Source organism: Streptomyces sp. SYSU D01066-1 (assembly GCF_054956795.1).
The window spans coordinates 26,612-46,021 of the sequence record NZ_JBUDHV010000027.1 but is presented as its reverse complement, the minus strand read 5'-3'; the positions used below and the strand labels follow the sequence as shown (position 1 = coordinate 46,021).

Here is a 19,410-nt window from a genome sequence, read left to right as displayed (position 1 = left end):
CGCGCCACGTGACCGGCCCCACGCGGGCGCCCGGTCCGGTCCGCGTGGTGACGTGACGTTCGTCATCCCCCGGGGCCCGGACGGCCGCCCAACTGCGGTACATAACGCGGCATATGACAGTGGCGGTTGGCAAAACGACGTGCCGTGCGCCATTCCGCTGCCCGCCCGGCACCCGCTATGGTCCCCGTCGGTGGGTCGAGGTCCCTCGCCCCGCCGTGCCCTCGGGGGGAGGGAAGGAACCAGGACGATGCCCGTACCCGTACCGCGGCAGAGAGCGATCCCGGCCGTGGAGAGTGGTCAGGCGCAGGCCGCGTCCCATGACGGCGGCCCTTCCGTCGAGCAGGCCCCACCGCGGAAGGACACCACCCGGGACACCGGCGCCGACGCAGGCACCGGCACCGGCGCAGGCACAAACACAAGTACCGGCGCAGGCACCGGCGGGCAGCACACCGGCCGGGAGCCGGCCGCCGCCGAGCCCGCCGCGCACACCAGCCTGACCCTGCTGCTCATCGAGGACGACCCGGGCGGCTCGCCCATCGTGCCCGACCTGCTGGACCAGGCCGGCAAGCCGATCCGCGTCCGCACCGCCCGCAACCTCACCGAGGCCGCGCGGCTGCTGACCGACGACGTCCACTGCATCCTGCTGGACCTCGCCCTGTCCGACCCCGGCCGCGCGGGCGGCGGAGCGGAGGGCGACGAGGACGAGCTGGCGGTCCTCAGGCACGTACTGGAACTCGCGCCCCGGCACGCCGTCCTCGCCCTGACCTCGTCGTCCGACGCCGAGCGCGGCGCCGAGGCGGTGGCGGTCGGCGCCCAGGACTACCTCTTCCGCGACGAACTGGACGGACGGCTGCTGAGCCGCGCGATCCGGTACGCCGTCGAGCGCAAGCGGTCCGACTCCGCCGAGCGGCGGCTGGCCGAGGGCAGGCTGCGCGCCCAGGAGAACCGCCGGCTGGAGCGCGGCCTGCTGCCGACCCCGCTGCTGGACGGCTCCCCGCTGCGGTTCGCCGCCCGCTACCGCCCCGGCCGCTCCCGCGCCCTGCTCGGCGGCGACTTCTACGACGTCGTCCGCACCCCCGACGGCACCGTGCACGCCATGATCGGCGACGTCTGCGGGCACGGCCCGGACGAGGCGGCGCTCGGCGTGGAGCTGCGGATCGCCTGGCGGGCGCTGACCCTGGCCGGGCTCTGCGGCGACCAGTTGCTGGGCACGCTCCAGGAGGTGCTGGAGCACGAGCGCGGGGACGACGAGATCTTCGCGACGCTGTGCACCGTGGACATCGCGCCGGACGGCCACCGGGCCGGGCTGTGCCTGGCCGGGCACCCGGCACCACTGGTCGCCTGTCCCGGCGAACCCGCGCGGCTGCTGCCGTACGACGACAACGGCCCGGCGCTCGGGCTGCTGCCGGGGGCGCGCTGGCCCCGGACGCAGGTGGAGCTGGGGACCGAGTGGAGCCTGATGCTCTACACCGACGGGCTGATCGAGGGCCATGTCGGCGAGGGCCGGGAACGGCTCGGGCAGGACGGGATGGTGGAGCTGGTGTGCCGGCAGCGCGCGCAGGGCCTGCGGGGGGAGGCGCTGCTGCGGGCCACCGTCAACGAGGTCCGCCGGCTGAACGGCGGCGAGCTGGCGGACGACGTGGCCGTGGTGCTGCTGGACCGGGTGGCCTGAGCGGCCGTTCACCGAGCGGGGCGCCGGGCCCCGGCACCGGCGGGTCAGCGCCCCCCGTTGTACGGCCCGTAGGGACCGTCGCTGCTGCTGCCCCGGCGGGTGCTGCGTCCGCCGCCCGGCAGGCCACGCAGCGCGGGGCGTACGTCGACCATGTACACGATCGTGGCGATGAGGCCGATGACCGGCAGGAACGACAGGATGTCGAAGATCAGGTTCACCACGAAGGCGAGCCCCAGGATGATCAGCCAGAACGGCTTGGTCTTCTTGTCGGCCGCGCGGTAGGCGTCCTCACGGCGCGTGGCGGCGTCGATCAACGCGAAACCGCTGAACACGATCAGGCCCATGCTCAGCAGCCACATGAAGCCCGCGAACCCCTGCATCAGCACAACGTCCACCACCAGACTCGGGTCGTCCCTACGCCGTCACCGTACCCGCACAACGGGCCGGGCACCCCGAGGGTGCCCGGCCCGTTCCGTCCGCCGTCGTCACTTGGTAGACGGCGTGGACTTCTTGGTGGTGGAGACGGTGGCGGTCCTCTTCACCGGGGCCTTCCGCGCGGCGGGCGTCTTCCTCGCCGCGTCGGCCGCGGCGGCCGCGGTCGCCGGGGTCGCCACCGCGCCGGCCGCCGCGGGCCTCTCCTCCTCGACCTCGACCGGCTCGGCCTTCGGCTCGACGGCCACGGCCAGTTCCTCGACCTCCTCGGCGATGTCCTCGATGCCCTCGGCGGCCTGGCCGCGCCAGGTCCGCACGGCCTGCTCGCCGTGCTCGGCGACCTTCTCGTAGGTCTCCTTGGCCTTCACGGCGTACTCGGCGGCCACGCCGACCGAGCGCAGCGCGAGGTCCTGGGCGGTCTCGCCGAGCTTCTTGAGGTCGGTGTCGAGGGAGCCGATGAACTCGTTGACCTTGGTCTGGAGCGTCCCCTGCGTCTCCTTGACACGGGCGGCGGCCTTCTCCTGGACCGCCTTGGGGTCGGTGTTGCGCACCGCCTCGATGCGGGCGGGAGCCTCGGTGCGCAGCTGGTCCACCAGGACGGGCACCTTCTTGGCCTGCTGCCAGGCCAGGTCGGCGGTGCCCGCGGCGAAGTAGAGCGGCCTGGGGTCGCTGAGGGTCTTGCGCAGATCGTCGGTGATGGCCATGGTGACGGTCCTCCCGGATCACGTTCGGCTGAGGGTTTTCGGGGCGTTGTACGGGTCTCAGTACGGTTCTCCACACGGGTCTGCCGCGCGGGGCCGGCGGCCGCTTCCTACCCGGCCGTCCGCCGCGGGGCGGCGTCGCCGCCGCCGGCCGTGCGGGTGCGCGCGCCTGCCGCGCGCGGGCCGCGTATGGAGGTGTCGTCGCGCGCGTCGTCACGCGCTTCGTCGCGCACGTCGTCACGCGCGTCATCGCGCACGTCGTCGCGGGCGCCGCCGGGGGCGCCGTCGCGCCCCTCCCCGTCCTGAGCCTTCGCCGCCTCCCGCGGACCGGCCGCGAAGCCGTTCTCCTTGCGGAAGGACTCGTAGATCTGGAGCAGCACCTGCTTCTGCCGCTCGGTGAGCGTGGGATCGGCGAGGATGACGGCCGTCGTCTCGACCTCTTCCCTGTCCCGCTCGGCGTCCAGGATCCCGGCCCGCACGTACAGCGTCTCGGCGGAGATCCGCAACGCCTTGGCGACCTGCTGGAGCACCTCCGCGCTCGGCTTGCGCAGCCCGCGCTCGATCTGGCTCAGGTACGGATTGGACACCCCCGCGGCATCGGCGAGCTGCCGCAGCGACAGCTGCGCGCTGCGCCGCTGCTCGCGCAGGTACTCACCGAGATTGCCGACGTTGAGCGATGCCATGCCTCCACGATGCACGACTCTGCTAACTATTGCAAGCAAGGCGCTTGCAACAGTGACTCCGCGCCCGGTTCGCGACGTCCGGACACGGACCGGCCTGATGCGGCAGACCGCCCTCCCCGAGCTGCCCGTGCCGTTCCCGCCGGGTTTCGAGGCGGCCGGCACCGTCGCGGCAGTCGGTCCCGGCGTCGGGCCCGCGACGGCCGCGCACAGGCAGCGGATGGCGTGGACGGCGGCGGAGTCCTCCAGGCCGTAGGCGCGCGGGGCGGCGCCCAGCCCGGCGCCGGACTCACCGGCAGGCCCAGCTGCGCGCGGCTACGACCTGGCCGAACCCGACCAGACCCACGCCGTCCGCCTCCTCGGCAGCGTCTTCTACCGCTACGTCAGCGTGACTCCTCCCCCGCCTGAAGGTGGGGGCTTCTCGCTATGCCGGTGCGGCTTCGCGACGGACCAACCCGGCCCGTAGGACGCGTTCAGGGAGCCCACCGTGTCGGCGTGCGCGCTGTGGCCACACGAGACGCAGTGGAACCTCTCCTGGGCGGACCGGTTCTCCGCTGAGACGTGCCCGCATTCGGGGCAGGTCCGGGAGGTGTCGCGGGGGTCCACGGCGATCACGTCTCGTCCGGCGCTTTCAGCCTTGGCGTGCAGGGTCGTCAGGAACACCCCTCCCCATCCGGCATCGGTGATCGAACGATTGAGGCCCGCCTCGGCGGCGGCCCCGTCGGGCAGGAAGCCGCCCGGTGTCTCGGGGTCCGGCTTCGGTGCGGGGGCCTTACATCGAGGGCCAGAAGCGGCCCGTCCGACCGTCGCCGAAGAAGCGCAGCGGACTCCGGCGCTGCGCGCCTCCGGTTCTAGGATGCGTTTCCCTCCCCGGCTGAAGCCGGGGATACCCACGCAAGATCAGGGATGGAGCTGGGCGGCAGCTTCAGCCACAGCTCTTCCGGCCCCGACAAGTCCTGGTCCCGCGTCCTCGACGCCCTGCTGCGCAACTGGCCCGGGGCCCCCGCCCCCTCACCGACAGGTCACTGACCATGCACACCATCCCCCTCACCACCCCGAACCTCCTCCGCGGCGCCCTCGACCTGGAACGCACCCCGCACGGCCTGCTGCCGCACCGGCTCCCCGTCCGCGCCCGTGCCCAGTGCGCCGACCCGCAGCTCGCCCTGGCCGAGAGCCAGCCCTCCGGCGTGCGGCTGGCCTTGCGCACCCGCGCCACCACCGTCGAACTCGACACCCTCCCCACCAAGCGCGCCTACACCGGTGCCCCGCCCCGCCCGGACGGCGTCTACGAACTCCTGGTCGACGGCGTCCCGCACGCCCGGGCCACCGCCACCGGCGGCCACACCCTCACCGTCGACCTGGGCACGGGCAGCGCCGAGCACCGCCCCGGCGCCCCTGTCACCCTGCGCTTCACGGACCTGCCGGACCGCGACAAGGACGTCGAGATCTGGCTGCCGCACAACGAGACGACCGAGCTGGTCGCCCTGCGCACCGACGCCCCCGCCGGGCCCGTCCCCGACCGGGGCCGCAAGGTCTGGCTGCACCACGGCAGTTCGATCAGCCACGGCTCGGACGCCGCGGACCCCACCGGCACCTGGCCCGCCCGCGCCGCCCTGCGCGCCGGGGTGGAGCTGGTCAACCTGGGCCTGGCCGGCAGCGCCCTGCTCGACCCGTTCACCGCCCGCGCGCTGCGGGACACCCCCGCCGACCTGATCAGCGTCAAGATCGGCATCAACCTCGTCAACGCCGACCTGATGCGGCTGCGCGCCTTCGGCCCGGCCGTGCACGGCTTCCTGGACACCATCCGCGAGGGCCACCCGACGACCCCCCTCCTGGTGATTTCCCCGGTCTACTGCCCCCTGCACGAGGACACCCCCGGCCCCACCGCCTTCGACCCCGCCGCGCTCGCCGAGGGCCGGCTCGGCTTCCACGCCGCCGGCGACCCCGCCGAGGTCGCCGCCGGAAAGCTCACCCTCACCGTCGTCCGCGAGGAACTCGCCCGCATCGTCCGCGACCGCTCGGGTGACGACCCGCACCTGCGCCACCTGGACGGCCGCGCCCTGTACGGCGAGGACGATCACGCCGAACTCCCCCTGCCCGACGGCCTCCACCCGGACGCCGCCGCCCACCTGCGCATCGGCGAGCGCTTCGCCGAGCTGGCCCTCTCCCCGGGCGGCCTCCTCGCCTGAACCCCGCTCAGAACGGCAGCGGCCGCCCGTGCACCACGTCCAGCCGCGACACCGCCCGGGTCAGGACGACGTACAGCCGGTTGAGTCCCCGCTCCTCCGCCGCCGCGATCGCCGCCGGTTCGACGGCGACGACGTGGTCGTACTCCAGCCCCTTGACCGCACGCGCCGGGACCACGGCCGGGCGGGCGCCCGGGTCGTCGGGGCCGCCCGCGGTGATCCCGGCGGCGGCGAGGGCCGCGCGCACCGCGTCCACGTCCGCGCCGGCCGCGATCACCCCCACCGACCCCTCCCGGGCGAGCGCGGCGCGCACGGCGGCCACGACCGCGCCCGGCACGCCCTTTGGCGCCACCCGCCGCACCGTCAGCTCACCGTCCCGGCGCAGGGAACGGGCGGCCGGGACGTCCACGTCCAGCCGTCCGAGCAGCCGGTTGGCCAGGCCGACGACCGCCTTCGGCACCCGGTGCCCGGTGGTCAGCTCCACCACGGCCGCGTCCGGCCGGCCGAGGTGGCCGAGGACCGTACGCCAGGACCGCGCCGCCCACGGCGTGGTCCCCTGCGCCAGGTCCCCCAGGACGGTGAGCGACCCGAAGGCGGACCGGCGGGCGATGGCCCGGCACTCCATCGGGGAGAGGTCCTGCGCCTCGTCGACGACGACGTGGCCGTAGCCCTCGGGGCGGTCCAGGAGCCCGGCGGCCTCGTCGAGGAGGACCAGGTCGGCGGCGGACCAGCGGGCCGACCGCCACGACCTCGGCGGCCTCTCCCACAGCAGCGTCCGCCGCTCCTCACCGTCCAGCAGCCCCTCGGCCGCCCCGGCCAGGGCCGCCGGGTCGGCCAGGAGCCCGGCGACGACCTCCTCGGGCCGCACCCGCGGCCACACGGCGTCCACGCAGGCGGTGACCGGCCGGGACCGCCCCGTCCGCCGCACCCAGGCCGCGCCGCACGTCTCGCCGCGCCGTTCGGCCTGGTCCTGGAGGTGCCGCACGATCCGGGCCCGCACCCGCTCCCGCCCGGTGCCGTACGGTGGTTCCCCGGCCCGTACGTCCGCCACGATCCGCGCCAGTTCGCCGGCCGGCACCCGCCGGCGGACGGACCCGTCCGGCACCTCCAGATCCCCCGCGGCCTCGGCGCGCACCCTCCCGTACAGCGCCCGGCGCAGCACCTCGGCCATCCGGACGTCGTGCTTGACGGCGGCGGCCCGCGCCCCCTCGGTCCCGGTGACCGGGTGCCGGGCGATCTCCTCCGTCAGCGTCGACTGCCGCACCCCGCTCTCCCCGAGGGCGGGCAGCACCTCCGCGATGTAGCCGAGGAAGGCGCGGCTGGGCCCGAGGACCAGCAGTCCGCCGCGCCGCATCCGCCGGGGGTGCGTGTAGAGGAGGTAGGCGGCCCGGTGCAGGCCGACGGCGGTCTTGCCGGTGCCCGGGGCGCCCTGGACGCAGAGCGACTGGTTCAGGGCGGCCCGGACCAGGTCGTCCTGCTCGGGCTGGATGGTCGCGGCGATGTCCCGCATGGGCCCGACCCGGGGCCGTTCGATCTCGCGGGCGAGGATCTCGCCGGCCCGGGACTCGCCCCGGCCCAGGTGCTCGTCCTCCAGGCCGGTCAGGTCGGCGGAGTCGCCCCGGCTGCCCGGCGCCCAGCCGAACCGGCGCCGGACGTCCACACCCTGTGGATCGCGGGCGGTGGCCTGGTAGAAGGCGCGGGAGACGGGGGCCCGCCAGTCGACGACCAGCGGCGGGGCGGCCGGGTGCTCGGAGATCCGCAGCCGCCCGATGTGCAGCGGCCCTTCGGCGAGGTCCAGCCGTCCGAAGAACAGGGGCCCCTCGGGCAGTTCGCGCAGCTCCTTGGCGCGGCTGCGCAGCCGGTGCCCGAGGACCTCGGCGTCGGCACCGGAGGCGGAGACGTCCTCGCCGGTGACGACGTGTTCTTGGGCGCCGTCGACCATCCCGGCGAGGGCGGCGCGGCAGTGCTCGTGGTGGGCGCGCTCCTGGGCGAGGGCGGCCCGCAGGACGGGGTCGGGTGACGTCATTCCGCCGAGCCTACCGGAATAGCGTAACCTAGTTAAATAATTTACTCCGTATCGCTTTCCGTACCGCTCCCGGTGAGGTGCGGCAGTCCGGCGGCCAGCCGTCCGAACGCCCGCCCGGCCGCGGCCACCGCGTCCTCCCGTACGTCCGCGAGCCGTTCCCCGGCCGCGATCCGCCGCCAGTTCTCCAGCGCCAGGACGCGCTGCACGGCGATGATCTGGGCCGCCGCCAGCCGGGCCTCCAGGTCGCCGCCGAGGGCGTCGGCGAGCGCGGCCTCGGAGCGTTCCTGGTAGGTGTGGACCCGGGCGGCGAGGGCGGGGGTGCCGTAGAGCAGCCGGTGGAAGGCGAGCACCTCGGGGTCGTCGTTCAGCCCGGTCACCGGGTCGCACCGCTCCAGCCCCGCCAGGAAGTGCCGCCGCAGCGCCGTCACCGGGTCCGGGCCCTGGGCCGCCACCCGCGCGGCCTCGCCCTCGTGGTCGGCGATCCGGTACAGGACCAGGTCCTCCTTGACCGGGAAGTACCGGAACAGCGTCGGCTTGGAGACCTCGGCCGCGGCGGCCACCTCGGCGACCGACACGGCGTCGAAGCCCCGCTCCAGGAACAGCCGGACGGCGGTGTCGGACAGGACGCGGTACGTCCGCTGCTTCTTGCGCTCGCGCAGGCCGGGCTCGGTCATGGGGCGAGCGTACGCAGCCCCGGCCGCCCGCCCGCACCCAGGCCGGACGGCCCGCCGACGGGCCGAGCGCGCCGGCGGGCCACCACCAGGGCGACGGCACGGCAGCCGGCCCCCGGCAGCCACCACCGGGACGACGGCACGAGAGCCGACCCCCGGCAGCCACCACCAGGGCGACGGCACGGCAGCCGGCCGCCCGGCGGACACCGGGCGCGTCCGGACCGGCGCCGGACACGACGCGGTCACGGCCGAGGCCGACGCAGACCGACCGCACGCCCTCCAGCCGGCGGTACGCCTGCCCGTTCTCGTGTCGGCCACGGGTGCGCACGGGCGGCCCGAGCGCCGTGGACAGCCCGCCGGACCCGGGCCGGGTCCCCGCCCCTCGGCCACCACCCGGCAGGACGCCCCGCTCCCGAACGCCTCCAGCCACCGGCCGCCACCGCCCGCCGCGTGCGGGGGCGCCGGGGAACGGAACACCGGCCCCGGCACCCGGAGCACCGTGCCGGCGTCCGAAAAGCCGGTGTCCGCACCCGGAACACCGTGCCGGCGCCCGAAAAGCCCGTGTCCGCGCTCAGAACGCGGCGCGGATCTCCCCCACCTCGCGGCCCCCGCCGAACAGCGGCGACCGTCCGATCCGCTCGACCACCGGCGCGTCCACGCCCAGCAGGGCCAGCGCGCGGGCCAGTACCGGGCCGAGCGCCCGGGTCGCCCCGTCCTCGATCTTGAAGGCGAGGGCGCGGCCGTCGGGCAGGGCCACCGCCTGGACCGCCTCGGCGCCCATCTTGGACAGAGCCCCCGGCACCTCCCGCATCAGCCAGGTGTCGGCGCGGCGGGTGCCGGCGACGTACTCGGGGTGGGCCCGCATGGCGTCGGCGACCCGGCGTTCGGCCGAGCCCGGCGCGGCGAGGACGAAGGAGCGGAAGGCGCGGGCCAGCCCGGTCAGCGAGATCGCCATCAGCGGCGCCCCGCACCCGTCGGTGCCGACGGTGCCGACCGGCTCCCCGGCGGCCTCCTCGACCACCTCGTGGATGAGCCGCTGGAGCGGGTGGCCGGGATCCAGGTAGCTCTCCAGCGGCCAGCCGCGCCGGGCGCAGACGGCCAGCATGGCGGTGTGCTTGCCGGAGCAGTTCATGGTCACCCGGTCCGGTACGGCGCCCGAGGCCAGGTACGCGTCCCGCTCCTCGGGGTCGAGCGGCAGGTCGGGCGGGCACTGGAGCTGGGCCGCGTCCAGTCCCTGCTCGGCGAGCAACCGCCGTACGAGATCAAGGTGAAACGATTCTCCGGAGTGGCTCGCGGCGGCCAGCGCCAGCCGCTCCCCCGTCAGCTCCAGCCCCGCGCGCAGCACACCGGCGGCCTGCATCGGCTTGTTGGCCGAGCGCGGGAAGACGGGGGCGGCCGGGTCCCCGAGCGCCAGGTCCACCGCCCCGTCCGCGCCCAGCACCACCAGGCTGCCGCGATGGCGGCCCTCGACGAACCCGGACCGCACGACCTCGGCGAGGACGGGCGGCGCAGCGGGTGCGGGCCCGGCCCCGGACCGGGGCTGGGACGGGGACGGGGACCCGGACGTGGGCTGCGGGGACGCGGGCATCGGCGGTTGCCTTCCGACAGGGGACCCGCCGGTCGGTCGGCCGAGCCGGTGGCCCGGGTTCACCGGGCCGGCCCGTCACGCCAGCAGGTCGTCTACTTGTGCTTCCCCTTCACGGTACCGGCGTGCGATCTCGGCGCTGCAGCCGTCCGCCGTGCGCTGGAGCCGCTGGCGTCGCCGGGACACCTGCTGCTCGTAGCCCACCAGCCGCCCCATCGCCGCCGTCAGCTCCGGATCGGTGCGCGCCTGCAGGTCCGACAGCTCGACCTCGTCCAGCATCTCGGCGGCCAGTTGCCGGTACTCCTCGCTGCGCGGCGTGCCCAGCGTCACGTGCCGGGCCGAGGAGCGGTGCCGCGCCGGAGCGTCCGTCAGGATCTCCGGCAGCCGCTCCACCACCGACTGCTCCGGCGCCACCACGGAGGCCGGCCCGCGCCGGGCCAGCTCGGCGCGCAGGATGTCGATCCGCCCCTGCAGCAGCCGGCGTACATAACTCAGGTCGGCCTCCTCGCGCTGGGCGTCCCTGCGCAGCGTGCGCAGCTCGGGCAGACTCAGTACGGTCAGATCGGTCTTCCCTGTCGTCCCCTGTGCCGCCTCCTGCGATGCCTGTGTGCTCCCCCCTGGGAGCGTGCCCGCGGGCGGATCCGCGGGCAGCTCGGGGCTGTCCGTGCGCTGCACGGGCGGCCGGAGCCTGTCTCTGCCGACCGGGTACGTCAACGAGACAGTGCTCGACGGCTGCCCGGTGCTCGGTGTGCTCATGTGCCTCAACCGTCCCCTCGACCGGCGTCTGGGAGCATCGTGCCACCCCGGCTGGCCGCTATGTGACCGAGTGCCCCCGATCAGCCCCAGATGGGGGGTTCGGGGCCGAAAAGAAACCCGTACGGGGCCGCCCGCCGGTGCCCGGGGGGCGCACGGCATCATGGCCGCATGCGAGCGGTGGTGCAGAGGGCGGACGGCGCGAGCGTCGTCGTGGACGGCGAGACGGTGGGCGGATTCGAGGGCGAGGGCCTGTGCGCCCTGGTCGGGGTCACCCACGGCGACACGAAGGAGAAGGCCGCGCAGCTGGCCCGCAAGCTCTGGTCGCTCCGGATGCTGGCGGACGAGAGGTCGTGCAGCGACGTCGGCGCACCGCTCCTCGTGGTCAGCCAGTTCACCCTTTACGGCGACGCCCGCAAGGGCCGCCGCCCCACCTGGAACGCCGCCGCGCCCGGCGAGGTCGCCGAACCGCTCGTCGACGAGGTGGTGGACCGGCTGCGCGCGCTGGGCGCGACCGTGGCGACGGGCCGGTTCGGCGCGCACATGCGGGTGTCGCTGACGAACGACGGCCCGTTCACCGTCCTCCTGGAGATCTAGCGGCCTCCGGGGGTCCAGGGACCTCCGAGGATCCAGGGACTCCTGGAAACCCAGGGCTCCCGGAAACCCACGGCATCCGGGAACCCACAGCATCCTGGACCCAGGCACCTCACAGGGCAACGCGTCTAGGGCGCGACGACCGTCTCCTGGGCCGCCGCCGTGTCCCCGGCGATCAGCCGGGCGTCCACCGGGACGTTCCGCTTCACCAGGGCGAGCGCGACCGGGCCCAGCTCGTGGTGGCGTACGGAGGTGGTGACGAAGCCGATCTTCCGGCCCTCCGCCCCGTCGTCCGCGAGCCGGATCTCCGTCCCCGCCGCCGGCAGGTGCACCTCGCTGCCGTCCAGGTGCAGGAAGACCAGCCGGCGCGGCGGCTTGCCCAGGTTCTGCACCCGGGCGACGGTCTCCTGCCCGCGGTAGCAGCCCTTCTGGAGATGGACGGCGCTGCCGATCCAGCCCAGCTCGTGCGGGATGGTGCGGTGGTCGGTCTCGAAGCCGAGCCGGGGCCGGTGCTGCTCGACCCGCAGCGCCTCGTACGCCAGCAGCCCGGCCGGGGGCCCGGCCTGCGCGGCGTACGCCTCCAGCTCCTCGCGGGGCAGGAAGAGATCCCGCCCGTACGGGGTCTCCCGCACGGCGACGCCCTCGGGGGCCGGCGTGATGGAACCGGCGGGCAGGTGCACGACGGCGATGTCCCCGGTGCGGTCCGCGACCTCGACCCGGTAGAAGAACTTCATCGACTCCAGGTAGGCGACCAGCGCCTCGCGGGTGCCGGGCTCGACGTGCGCCCAGACCGTCTCCCCGTCGTCGACCAGGTACAGGGCGTGCTCGATGTGCCCGTTGGCGGAGAGGATCAGCGCCTCGGTGGCCTGTCCGGCCGGCAGGTCGCTGACGTGCTGGGTGAGCAGCAGGTGCAGCCAGCTCAGCCGGTCGTCGCCGGTGACGGTGACGACCCCGCGGTGCGAGAGGTCGACGAAACCGGTGCCGCCGGCGAGGGCACGCTGCTCGCGGAACAGGTCGCCGTAGTGGGCGGCGACGCCTTCGTCCACCCCCTCGGCGGGGACGGCGCCGGGCAGGGACAGCAGAGGGCTTTTCATGCTTCAAGCCTACGACCGGACCACGACCGGTCTACGACTCGGTAGTTGAACCCTTGAGCGAACAGTCCTGGCACCGGCCGAAGATCGCGAAGTGCTTCATGTCGGTGTCGAAGCCGAACCGCTCGCGCAGCTGGGCGGTGAAGTCGGCGGCCACCGACAGGTCGGCCTCGATGACGTCGGTGCAGTCCCGGCAGACCAGGTGGATGTGGTGGTGGCGGTCGGCCAGGTGGTAGGTCGGCGCCCCGTGCCCGAGGTGGGCGTGGCTGACCAGGCCCAGCTCCTCCAGCAGCTCCAGCGTCCGGTAGACCGTGGAGATGTTGACCCCCGACGCCGTCTTGCGCACCTCGCCGAGGATGGCGTCGGGGGTCGCGTGCTCAAGGGTGTCCACTGCCTCCAGCACCAGTTGCCGCTGCGGGGTCAGCCGGTAGCCGCGCTGCCTCAGGTCGCTCTTCCAGTCGGTGCTCACCACACCGGCCAGTCTAGGACCGCGCGGGCCGGATCACGGCTCGGCCGGCAGAAAGCCGTTCATCAATGCGTCGGCGAGCACGCTGCGGCAGCCGCCGGCCGCGCGGGCGACCCCGGTGTGCGCCTGGATCTCGGCGCCGAGGACGGCGAGGACGGCGAGGACGGCGAGCGTGGCGCCGGTCGTCGCTTGTCCCGCGAACGGCGGCACGAGAACCGGCAGCCCTCCCAGGCCCCGGACGCTCTCACCCACTCCACGGCCCCGGCCCAGCCCCGGACGCTCTCACCCACCCCACGGCCCCAGCCCCGGCCCCGGCCTCGCCCCGGCCCGCCCGCACCGCCTGGGCGGCACCGGTGTCGAAGGAGGCCCAGCCGGCAGCAGCACGGCGGCCCGGCCTCCCGGCGCGAGCAAGGAGGCGACGTACCGCGACCGGTCGAACTCGCTCCGGCGGGCCGCTGCGTCCTCCGTCACCCGCCTTCCGCCGTCCCCTCGCGCCGCGCGGCCCGAACGCACACGTTCCCCCGGGCCGCGCGGCCCGGGGGAACGTGTCGTGCACGAACAGGGGTCTGCCCGCGGGGACCTACTTGAAGAAGGCGATCCCGTCGTCCGGCATGTCGTCGGGGAGGGCCTTGGCCCAGCGCTCGACGTCCTCGGGGGTGACGACCTTCTTCAGGTGCGCGGACATGTAGGGGCGCAGTTCGACCTCGGGGGTCTGCTTCTCGCCGACCCACATCAGGTCGCTCTTGACGTAGCCGTACAGCCGCTTGCCGCCGGTGTAGGGCCGGGCGGCGGCGGTGCGGGCCACGGCGTCCGTCACCAGGTCGATCTGCGGCTTCTGGGGGGCCATCTCGCCGTACCAGATCTCGATGACGCCGTCGTCGCGGGTCATCGTCACCTCGACCTTGCGGTCGGCGTCGATGCGCCAGAAGCCGTGCTCGGACTCGAGCGGGCGGACCTTGTTGCCCTCGTTGTCGAGCACCCAGGTGTGGGAGGCGTACTCCAGGAAGGCACGTCCGTCGTGGGTGAAGGTGACCTCCTGACCGAAGTTGCACTTCTCGGCGCCGGGGAAGTCGTGCACGCCCGCGCCGGCCCAGCTGCCGAGCAGGAAGGCGAGCGGGACGAGGTCCTTGTGCAGGTCGGACGGGATCTCGATCATGAGCGGAACTTACTTCCTGACGTGCTTCCTGGCGTGGGGGTCAGCGCTGGCCCTGGAACAGCTTCTTCACGGTCAGTCCGGCGAAGGCGAGGACGCCGACGCAGACCAGGACCAGCAGGGCTTCGAAGAAGATCTCCACGGGGTGCTCCTTGAGCGGGGGTGCGGTGGTGTGCACAGGGCCGGGGCCCAGCTTACGCGGCCGGGGCCCGGCCCTGTCGGGTGAGGTACGCCCTCCCCGCCGGGTCAGGTGGGCAACCGGTTCTGGAGCGCCACGGTCCGCTGGAAGGGGACGGCCCGCGCGGCGCCCTCGCGGGACTGCGCGACGAGGGCGAGGACGTCGCCGGCGGCGAGGCAGCCGTGCCGTACCCGCTCGACGCCGTAGGGCTCGGCCTCCGTGCAGATCATGCGGGTGACGCCGGTGGCGGTGGCCTGCTCGGGGAAGTCCTCGTCCCGGACGGACCCGCCGGCGCCGCGCAGGGTGCGGGCGGGGCCGAGCGCGCACAGGAGACTCATGGCCAGCACAAGGGGTTGCGGGGGCGTTGATTACGATTCGGCCATGGCGAAGAAGCTAGTGATCAAGGTGACCGCGGGGGCCGATGCCCCCGAACGCTGCTCGCAGGCGTTCACGGTGGCGGCGGTGGCCGTGGCCAGTGGCGTGGACGTCTCGATGTGGCTGACCGGCGAGTCCGCCTGGTTCGCCCTGCCGGGCCGCGCCGCCGAGTTCGAACTGCCGCACGCGGCACCGCTGCCCGACCTGATCGACTCCCTGCTGAGCGGCGGCCGGCTGACGCTGTGCACCCAGTGCGCCGCCCGGCGCGGCATCACCGAGGAGGACGTCATCGCGGGCGTCCGCATCGCCGGCGCCCAGGTCTTCGTGCAGGAGGCCCTGGCGGACGGCGCCCAGGCGCTCGTCTACTGAGCCGCCCGGATCACCGTCGCCGCTTCCTGCCGTCCAGCTCGTCCCACCACTCGTCCGACTCCGGGTCCCCCGACGGATCGTCCCACCAGCGGTCCTCGGGACCGCGGCGGTTGGCGACGATCGCGGCGAGCGGCGGGATGACCATGGCGACCACGCACAGGGCGACGGCCGCCGGGACGGACCAGAGCCGGACGACGCCCCAGGCCAGCACGTAGAGCGCGATACAGGTGCCCATCAGGGCGAAGTACACGCGCCGCCGCCGTTCGTACACGTTTCTCAGGGTAGGTCCGCACACGCCGGAGGGCCGCACCCCGGGCGTCCGACCCGTGGGGCGCGGCCCTCGGCCGTCACCCATGCCTCACGCACGCCGTCAGACGGCGATCGCGACCTCCGCCAGGCCGCCCTGCTGGGCGACCACCGTGCGGTCCGCCGTGCCACCCGGGACCAGGGCGCGGACGGTCCAGGTGCCCTCGGCCGCGTAGAAGCGGAACTGGCCCGTCGCGGAGGTCGGGACCTCCGCCGTGAACTCGCCGGTGGCGTCCAGCAGACGGACGTAGCCCGTCACCGGCTCGCCGTCACGGGTCACCTGACCCTGGATGGTGGTCTCACCGGGCCTGATCGTCGAGGCGTCGGGGCCGCCGGCCTTCGCTCCACACATGTCCGTAGTCCTTAAGGTCGCGGGTCGTCGCGGGTAGCAGCGGTTACTTGGCGGGGCCGAGCTCGATCGGCACGCCGACCAGGGAGCCGTACTCGGTCCAGGAGCCGTCGTAGTTCTTGACGTTCTCCACGCCCAGCAGCTCGTGCAGCACGAACCAGGTCAGGGCCGAGCGCTCGCCGATGCGGCAGTAGGCGATGGTGTCCTTGTCCAGGTCGACCTGCTCGTCCTCGTAGAGCTTCTTCAGCTCGTCGTCGGACTTGAAGGTGCCGTCGTCGTTGGCGTTCTTCGACCACGGGATGTTGCGCGCGGACGGGACGTGGCCCGGGCGCTGCGACTGCTCCTGCGGCAGGTGGGCCGGGGCGAGCAGCTTGCCGGAGAACTCGTCGGGCGAGCGGACGTCGACCAGGTTCTGCGCGCCGATCGCCTTGACGACGTCGTCGCGGAAGGCGCGGATGGAGGTGTCCTGCGGCTTGGCCTTGTAGTTCGTGGCGGCCCGCTCGGGGACCTCCTCGACCAGCTCGCGGGCGTCCAGCTCCCACTTCTTGCGGCCGCCGTCGAGCAGCTTGACGTTCTCGTGGCCGTACAGCTTGAAGTACCAGTAGGCGTAGGAGGCGAACCAGTTGTTGTTGCCGCCGTAGAGGATCACCAGCGTGTCGTTGGCGATGCCCTTCGCCGACAGGAGCTTCTCGAAGCCCTCCTGGTCGATGAAGTCACGGCGGACCGGGTCCTGGAGGTCCTTGGTCCAGTCGATCTTGATCGCGTTCTTGATGTGGTTCTTGTCGTACGCGGACGTGTCCTCGTCCACCTCGACGATCGCGATGTTCTCGTCGTCCAGGTGGTCCTGCAGCCAGTCGGCGTCGACCAGTACGTCGCTGCGGCTCATGTTCTCTCCTCCGGGGCAGTTGCGGCGGGGCGTGCGAGTGCGGCGGGCGCGCGCACGGCGCACCCATGCCCTCGATCAGGGCAGGCGGCGAATACGGAAGACGGACTTCCGCTCAGAACGGGCGACAGAGCATGGCGGAAACGCGGCACAGGTCCACTGCCCGCCGCTTCGTGAGATCCGCCTGTCCCCGCGGCCCGGAGACGCTCGAAAGGCACTGCATAGTGTCCGATCGTAGGGACGACCTGGCGGACGTGTCACCGTCGTATCGGATTCTGAGACAGGATGGTCCGCGATCCGGGACGGAGAGCGGGGTGCGCCACCCCGTGCCCTACCGGGCGGACATCGTCGTCTCACCTGTCGGACAGTCGCCGTCCGTTCCGCGCGGCGGGCCGGCCGGTCGGCCACCCGCCCGGGCTCCGTTCCATCCGGCCCTGCCCGGCCGGTTTCCGTCCTGCCCGGCCGGACCCCGTCCTGCCCGGCCGGTTTCCGTCCTACCCGGCCAGCCGGACGTTCGAACCCGTCACCGAGATCACGACGCCGTCCTTCGCCGCCTCGACCTTGTCCAGCCGGACGCCGCCGGGCAGTTCGTCGATCACCTGCTGGAAGTCGGTGATCTGCCGGACCTGGGAGTCGGACAGCTCCACCTCGCCGAACGACGGCAGGTCGTCGGCGGTCACCCCGACCTTGTCGCCCTCGACCGTCACGGAACTGAGTACGTGGATCGGCTCGGGCAGCTTGGTGCCGAGCACCGTCGCCTCCACGGCGACATCGATCTTGCCGTCGCCGCCGTCCGAGAGGCCGACGATGCCGGCGGTGACGCCGGGGGTGATCTGCACGGGGTCCGACCCCGCGGCCTTCAGCAGCTCGTCGTAGGAGACGGTCGCCGTGCCGGACGCGCTGGCCGCGGTGGCGGAGCTGTAGTCGCCGGAGAACTCGACGCCCTTCATGTGCGCCCTCAGGTCGTCGATCCGGACCTGCTGCGTGCCGCCGCCGGCCGTCGCCGCGTACTCGTCCATGGTGACCTCGACGTCGTCCAGTTCACGGCCCGCGACCTGGGTGAGGAAGGGGAAGCCGTTGATCGACACGTCCGGGGTGGCGGTCAGGTCCTCCTGGGCCTTCAGCTTCTCCGCCACCTCGCCCTCCGCGAAGTTCACCGCGAGCCGGTCGGCGGCCACGAAGAGTCCGCCCAGGACCACGACGACGATCAGCAGTATTCGCAGTGCGCGCATTTCTTCCCACCCCAGCGGACTTCACGGTCGAGAGCCACGGTAGCCGCCCCCGGCCGACCCCGGAGAATCCGTCGATCATCTGTGACAGTGCCGGACGGCGGCACGGTCAGCCCAGCACCCGCCCGAGCGCCCACACCGCCGGAGCCGCCGCGCTCAGCGGCAGGGCCACACCCGCGGTGAAGTGTACGAACCGGGACGGATAGTCGTAGCTCGCCACCCGGTGACCGACCAGCGCGCACACCGCCGCGCCCGCCCCGAGCAGCGCCCCCGACGAGCCGAGGTCCGTCACCCCGCCGGCCGCGAACCCGGCACCGGCCGCGGCGAGCAGCGCCACGGCCACCGACACCGGCGTCGGCAACGGCAGGACGCGGACCAGGGCGGCGACCGCCACCGCGATCGCGCCGGCCGTCACCGCGTCCGCGTCGGCCGCCAGCCAGCCGCCCGCCACGATCGCCAGCGCCGAGGCGACGACGGTGGCCGTCAGGCCGTACATCCGCTCGTCCGGATCGGCGTGCGACCGCAGGTGCAGGACGAGGGAGAGGAGCACCCACACCGCGATCGTGCCGAGCAGGGCCGCCGGGGAGCGGTCGGAGGCCAGCAGCGCCGCGTCCGCGACCAGCGCGCCGAGGAAGCCCAGCGCGATGCCCTGCCGGGCCGGCCACATGCCGTTCAGCCGGAACCAGCCCGCCGCGGTGACCGCCTGGAGCACGACCAGCGGCACGAGCAGGGCGTAGCTGCCGACCGCCGCGGCACCGGCCAGCAGCAGCCCCAGCAGAGCGGTGAGCGCGGCCGGCTGCCCGCCGGGCTCGATGATCGGCGAACGGCCCTCGGCGCGGGCCCGCTGGGCATCGGTGATCCGGGCGTTCCCGGCGATGGTGGCGGGACCGTACCCGGTGTCCGGGGCCGCGGGCTCCGCCGCGGGGGGCGGCTCGTACGGCTGCGGCCGCGGCGGCTCGTACGGCTGGGGCTGCGGCTGGGCCGGCTCGTACGGCTGCGGCGGCGGCGTGTAGCTCTGCGCCGGGTACTGCTGCGGCTGCCCGTGTGGCTGCCCGTACTGCCGCGGCTGCCCGTGTGGCTGCCCGTACTGCCGCGGCTGCCCGTGTTGCTGCCCGTACTGCTGCGGCTGCTGATACGGCTGCTGGGGCTGCGGCTGGTACTGCTGCGGCTGTTGGTACTGCCGTGGCTGTGGCTGCTGCTGGTACTGCTGCTGCGGCAGGTACGCCGTCTCCTCCGCCGGGGCCGCCGGCACCGGCGGCTGCACGGCCGTCTCCCAGGTCTGCCCCTGCCACTGCTGCGTGTACTGCTCGGCCTCGTGCGGGTCGTCGTACCCCTGCGCGGGCCCCTGCCACCGCGGCGGCTCGTGTCTGTCGAATTCGTCGAACGGCTGGTTCGTCATCGGTCGGTCGTCACCCTCCTGCGAACGGCGGGAGCACCTCGACCGTGCCGCCGTCGGCCAGCCGTACCGTCTCATGTCCGCGCGTGCCCACGGGATCGCCGTCGACGAGGAAGGAGCAGCGCGGCAGCACGCGTGCCAGTTCGGCGGAGTGCCGCGCGCGCACGGCGTCGAGCGCCGCGGCGAGCGTGTCCGCCTCGTACGGCTCCTCGGCCGTCCCGGCGGCGGCCTTCGCGGCGGCCCAGTAGCGCACCGTGACCTTTGCCATCTGAGTCCTTCTGGTTCCTCTGTCGACCCCGCCGGCCTTCTCCGCCG

General features: G+C 73.9%; 25 protein-coding genes and 1 pseudogene. 6 read left to right on the top strand and 20 right to left on the bottom strand.

Annotation, left to right across the window (positions count from 1 at the left end; genetic code table 11):
* The first annotated feature begins 247 nt into the window (after window positions 1–247).
* Window positions 248–1,672, top strand: a complete 1,425-nt coding sequence (locus ACY1JF_RS22655) for a PP2C family protein-serine/threonine phosphatase (RefSeq protein WP_462707033.1) — start codon at window positions 248–250, stop codon at window positions 1,670–1,672.
* Window positions 1,673–1,716: 44 nt separating this feature from the next.
* Here ACY1JF_RS22655 and ACY1JF_RS22650 read toward each other — a convergent pair whose 3' ends face one another.
* The 3 genes from ACY1JF_RS22650 to ACY1JF_RS22640 form a co-directional block, all read right to left on the bottom strand.
* Window positions 1,717–2,052: a DUF2516 family protein gene (locus ACY1JF_RS22650; protein ID WP_462707070.1), complete on the bottom strand. Its 336-nt coding sequence runs from the start codon at window positions 2,050–2,052 to the stop codon at window positions 1,717–1,719.
* 105 nt (window positions 2,053–2,157) lie between these two features.
* Window positions 2,158–2,808: a hypothetical protein gene (locus ACY1JF_RS22645; RefSeq protein ID WP_462707032.1), complete on the bottom strand. Its 651-nt coding sequence runs from the start codon at window positions 2,806–2,808 to the stop codon at window positions 2,158–2,160.
* A gap of 107 nt (window positions 2,809–2,915) precedes the next feature.
* Window positions 2,916–3,488 carry a helix-turn-helix domain-containing protein gene (locus ACY1JF_RS22640; RefSeq protein ID WP_462707031.1) on the bottom strand — a complete coding sequence of 191 codons (573 nt, stop codon included), beginning with the start codon at window positions 3,486–3,488 and terminating at the stop codon, window positions 2,916–2,918.
* 97 nt (window positions 3,489–3,585) lie between these two features.
* On the opposite strand from ACY1JF_RS22640, the gene ACY1JF_RS22635 reads away from it, so the two are divergent.
* A complete protein-coding gene (locus ACY1JF_RS22635; RefSeq protein ID WP_462707030.1) occupies window positions 3,586–3,741 on the top strand; it encodes a hypothetical protein in 156 nt (51 codons plus the stop codon).
* Window positions 3,742–3,909: 168 nt separating this feature from the next.
* Here the strand turns inward: ACY1JF_RS22635 and ACY1JF_RS22630 are convergent.
* A pseudogene (locus ACY1JF_RS22630) lies at window positions 3,910–4,259 on the bottom strand (zinc ribbon domain-containing protein); the annotation flags it as partial.
* A gap of 132 nt (window positions 4,260–4,391) precedes the next feature.
* On the opposite strand from ACY1JF_RS22630, the gene ACY1JF_RS22625 reads away from it, so the two are divergent.
* Together ACY1JF_RS22625 and ACY1JF_RS22620 are read left to right on the top strand one after the other, a co-directional pair.
* Window positions 4,392–4,514, top strand: a complete 123-nt coding sequence (locus ACY1JF_RS22625; protein WP_462707029.1) for a hypothetical protein — start codon at window positions 4,392–4,394, stop codon at window positions 4,512–4,514.
* 2 nt (window positions 4,515–4,516) lie between these two features.
* On the top strand, window positions 4,517–5,674 hold the full coding sequence (locus ACY1JF_RS22620; RefSeq protein ID WP_462707028.1) for an SGNH/GDSL hydrolase family protein: 1,158 nt from the start codon (window positions 4,517–4,519) through the stop codon (window positions 5,672–5,674).
* Window positions 5,675–5,681: 7 nt separating this feature from the next.
* On the opposite strand, the gene ACY1JF_RS22615 is transcribed toward ACY1JF_RS22620, so the two are convergent.
* From ACY1JF_RS22615 to ACY1JF_RS22600, 4 genes are all read right to left on the bottom strand, one after another.
* On the bottom strand, window positions 5,682–7,697 hold the full coding sequence (locus ACY1JF_RS22615) for a HelD family protein (RefSeq protein WP_462707027.1): 2,016 nt from the start codon (window positions 7,695–7,697) through the stop codon (window positions 5,682–5,684).
* A 41-nt stretch (window positions 7,698–7,738) separates the two neighbouring features.
* Window positions 7,739–8,371, bottom strand: a complete 633-nt coding sequence (locus tag ACY1JF_RS22610; RefSeq protein ID WP_462707026.1) for a TetR family transcriptional regulator — start codon at window positions 8,369–8,371, stop codon at window positions 7,739–7,741.
* Between the two features lie 568 nt (window positions 8,372–8,939).
* On the bottom strand, window positions 8,940–9,956 hold the full coding sequence (locus ACY1JF_RS22605; protein ID WP_462707025.1) for an asparaginase: 1,017 nt from the start codon (window positions 9,954–9,956) through the stop codon (window positions 8,940–8,942).
* 75 nt (window positions 9,957–10,031) lie between these two features.
* Complete coding sequence (locus ACY1JF_RS22600) at window positions 10,032–10,709, bottom strand: RsiG family protein (protein ID WP_462707024.1); 678 nt, start codon at window positions 10,707–10,709, stop codon at window positions 10,032–10,034.
* 168 nt (window positions 10,710–10,877) lie between these two features.
* Here ACY1JF_RS22600 and dtd point away from each other — a divergent pair, with 168 nt between their 5' ends.
* Complete coding sequence (gene dtd / locus ACY1JF_RS22595) at window positions 10,878–11,303, top strand: D-aminoacyl-tRNA deacylase (protein WP_462707023.1); 426 nt, start codon at window positions 10,878–10,880, stop codon at window positions 11,301–11,303.
* Window positions 11,304–11,428: 125 nt separating this feature from the next.
* On the opposite strand, the gene ygfZ is transcribed toward dtd, so the two are convergent.
* The 6 genes from ygfZ to ACY1JF_RS22565 form a co-directional block, all read right to left on the bottom strand.
* On the bottom strand, window positions 11,429–12,394 hold the full coding sequence (gene ygfZ, locus ACY1JF_RS22590) for a CAF17-like 4Fe-4S cluster assembly/insertion protein YgfZ (RefSeq protein ID WP_462707022.1): 966 nt from the start codon (window positions 12,392–12,394) through the stop codon (window positions 11,429–11,431).
* A gap of 31 nt (window positions 12,395–12,425) precedes the next feature.
* Window positions 12,426–12,863 (bottom strand): Fur family transcriptional regulator, encoded by a 438-nt coding sequence (locus ACY1JF_RS22585; RefSeq protein WP_462707021.1) that lies wholly within the window; start codon window positions 12,861–12,863, stop codon window positions 12,426–12,428.
* A 30-nt stretch (window positions 12,864–12,893) separates the two neighbouring features.
* Window positions 12,894–13,109 (bottom strand): hypothetical protein, encoded by a 216-nt coding sequence (locus ACY1JF_RS22580; protein WP_462707020.1) that lies wholly within the window; start codon window positions 13,107–13,109, stop codon window positions 12,894–12,896.
* 328 nt (window positions 13,110–13,437) lie between these two features.
* Window positions 13,438–14,013 (bottom strand): heme-binding beta-barrel domain-containing protein, encoded by a 576-nt coding sequence (locus tag ACY1JF_RS22575; RefSeq protein WP_462707019.1) that lies wholly within the window; start codon window positions 14,011–14,013, stop codon window positions 13,438–13,440.
* A gap of 40 nt (window positions 14,014–14,053) precedes the next feature.
* Window positions 14,054–14,188: a hypothetical protein gene (locus tag ACY1JF_RS22570; protein ID WP_285442785.1), complete on the bottom strand. Its 135-nt coding sequence runs from the start codon at window positions 14,186–14,188 to the stop codon at window positions 14,054–14,056.
* Window positions 14,189–14,256: 68 nt separating this feature from the next.
* Window positions 14,257–14,526, bottom strand: a complete 270-nt coding sequence (locus tag ACY1JF_RS22565) for a hypothetical protein (RefSeq protein ID WP_462707018.1) — start codon at window positions 14,524–14,526, stop codon at window positions 14,257–14,259.
* Window positions 14,527–14,569: 43 nt separating this feature from the next.
* Here ACY1JF_RS22565 and ACY1JF_RS22560 point away from each other — a divergent pair, with 43 nt between their 5' ends.
* Window positions 14,570–14,932, top strand: a complete 363-nt coding sequence (locus tag ACY1JF_RS22560; RefSeq protein ID WP_462707017.1) for a DsrE family protein — start codon at window positions 14,570–14,572, stop codon at window positions 14,930–14,932.
* Between the two features lie 10 nt (window positions 14,933–14,942).
* Here ACY1JF_RS22560 and ACY1JF_RS22555 read toward each other — a convergent pair whose 3' ends face one another.
* The 6 genes from ACY1JF_RS22555 to ACY1JF_RS22530 form a co-directional block, all read right to left on the bottom strand.
* Complete coding sequence (locus ACY1JF_RS22555) at window positions 14,943–15,203, bottom strand: DUF3099 domain-containing protein (RefSeq protein WP_462707016.1); 261 nt, start codon at window positions 15,201–15,203, stop codon at window positions 14,943–14,945.
* A gap of 99 nt (window positions 15,204–15,302) precedes the next feature.
* On the bottom strand, window positions 15,303–15,590 hold the full coding sequence (locus tag ACY1JF_RS22550) for a DUF1416 domain-containing protein (RefSeq protein WP_462707015.1): 288 nt from the start codon (window positions 15,588–15,590) through the stop codon (window positions 15,303–15,305).
* 43 nt (window positions 15,591–15,633) lie between these two features.
* Window positions 15,634–16,473 (bottom strand): sulfurtransferase, encoded by an 840-nt coding sequence (locus ACY1JF_RS22545; RefSeq protein ID WP_462707014.1) that lies wholly within the window; start codon window positions 16,471–16,473, stop codon window positions 15,634–15,636.
* A 491-nt stretch (window positions 16,474–16,964) separates the two neighbouring features.
* Entirely contained in the window at window positions 16,965–17,702 is a 738-nt protein-coding gene (locus ACY1JF_RS22540) for an LmeA family phospholipid-binding protein (protein WP_462707013.1), read from the bottom strand.
* Between the two features lie 106 nt (window positions 17,703–17,808).
* Window positions 17,809–19,098: a hypothetical protein gene (locus ACY1JF_RS22535; RefSeq protein ID WP_462707012.1), complete on the bottom strand. Its 1,290-nt coding sequence runs from the start codon at window positions 19,096–19,098 to the stop codon at window positions 17,809–17,811.
* 10 nt (window positions 19,099–19,108) lie between these two features.
* Complete coding sequence (locus ACY1JF_RS22530) at window positions 19,109–19,363, bottom strand: MoaD/ThiS family protein (RefSeq protein WP_462707011.1); 255 nt, start codon at window positions 19,361–19,363, stop codon at window positions 19,109–19,111.
* Window positions 19,364–19,410: the final 47 nt, after the last annotated feature.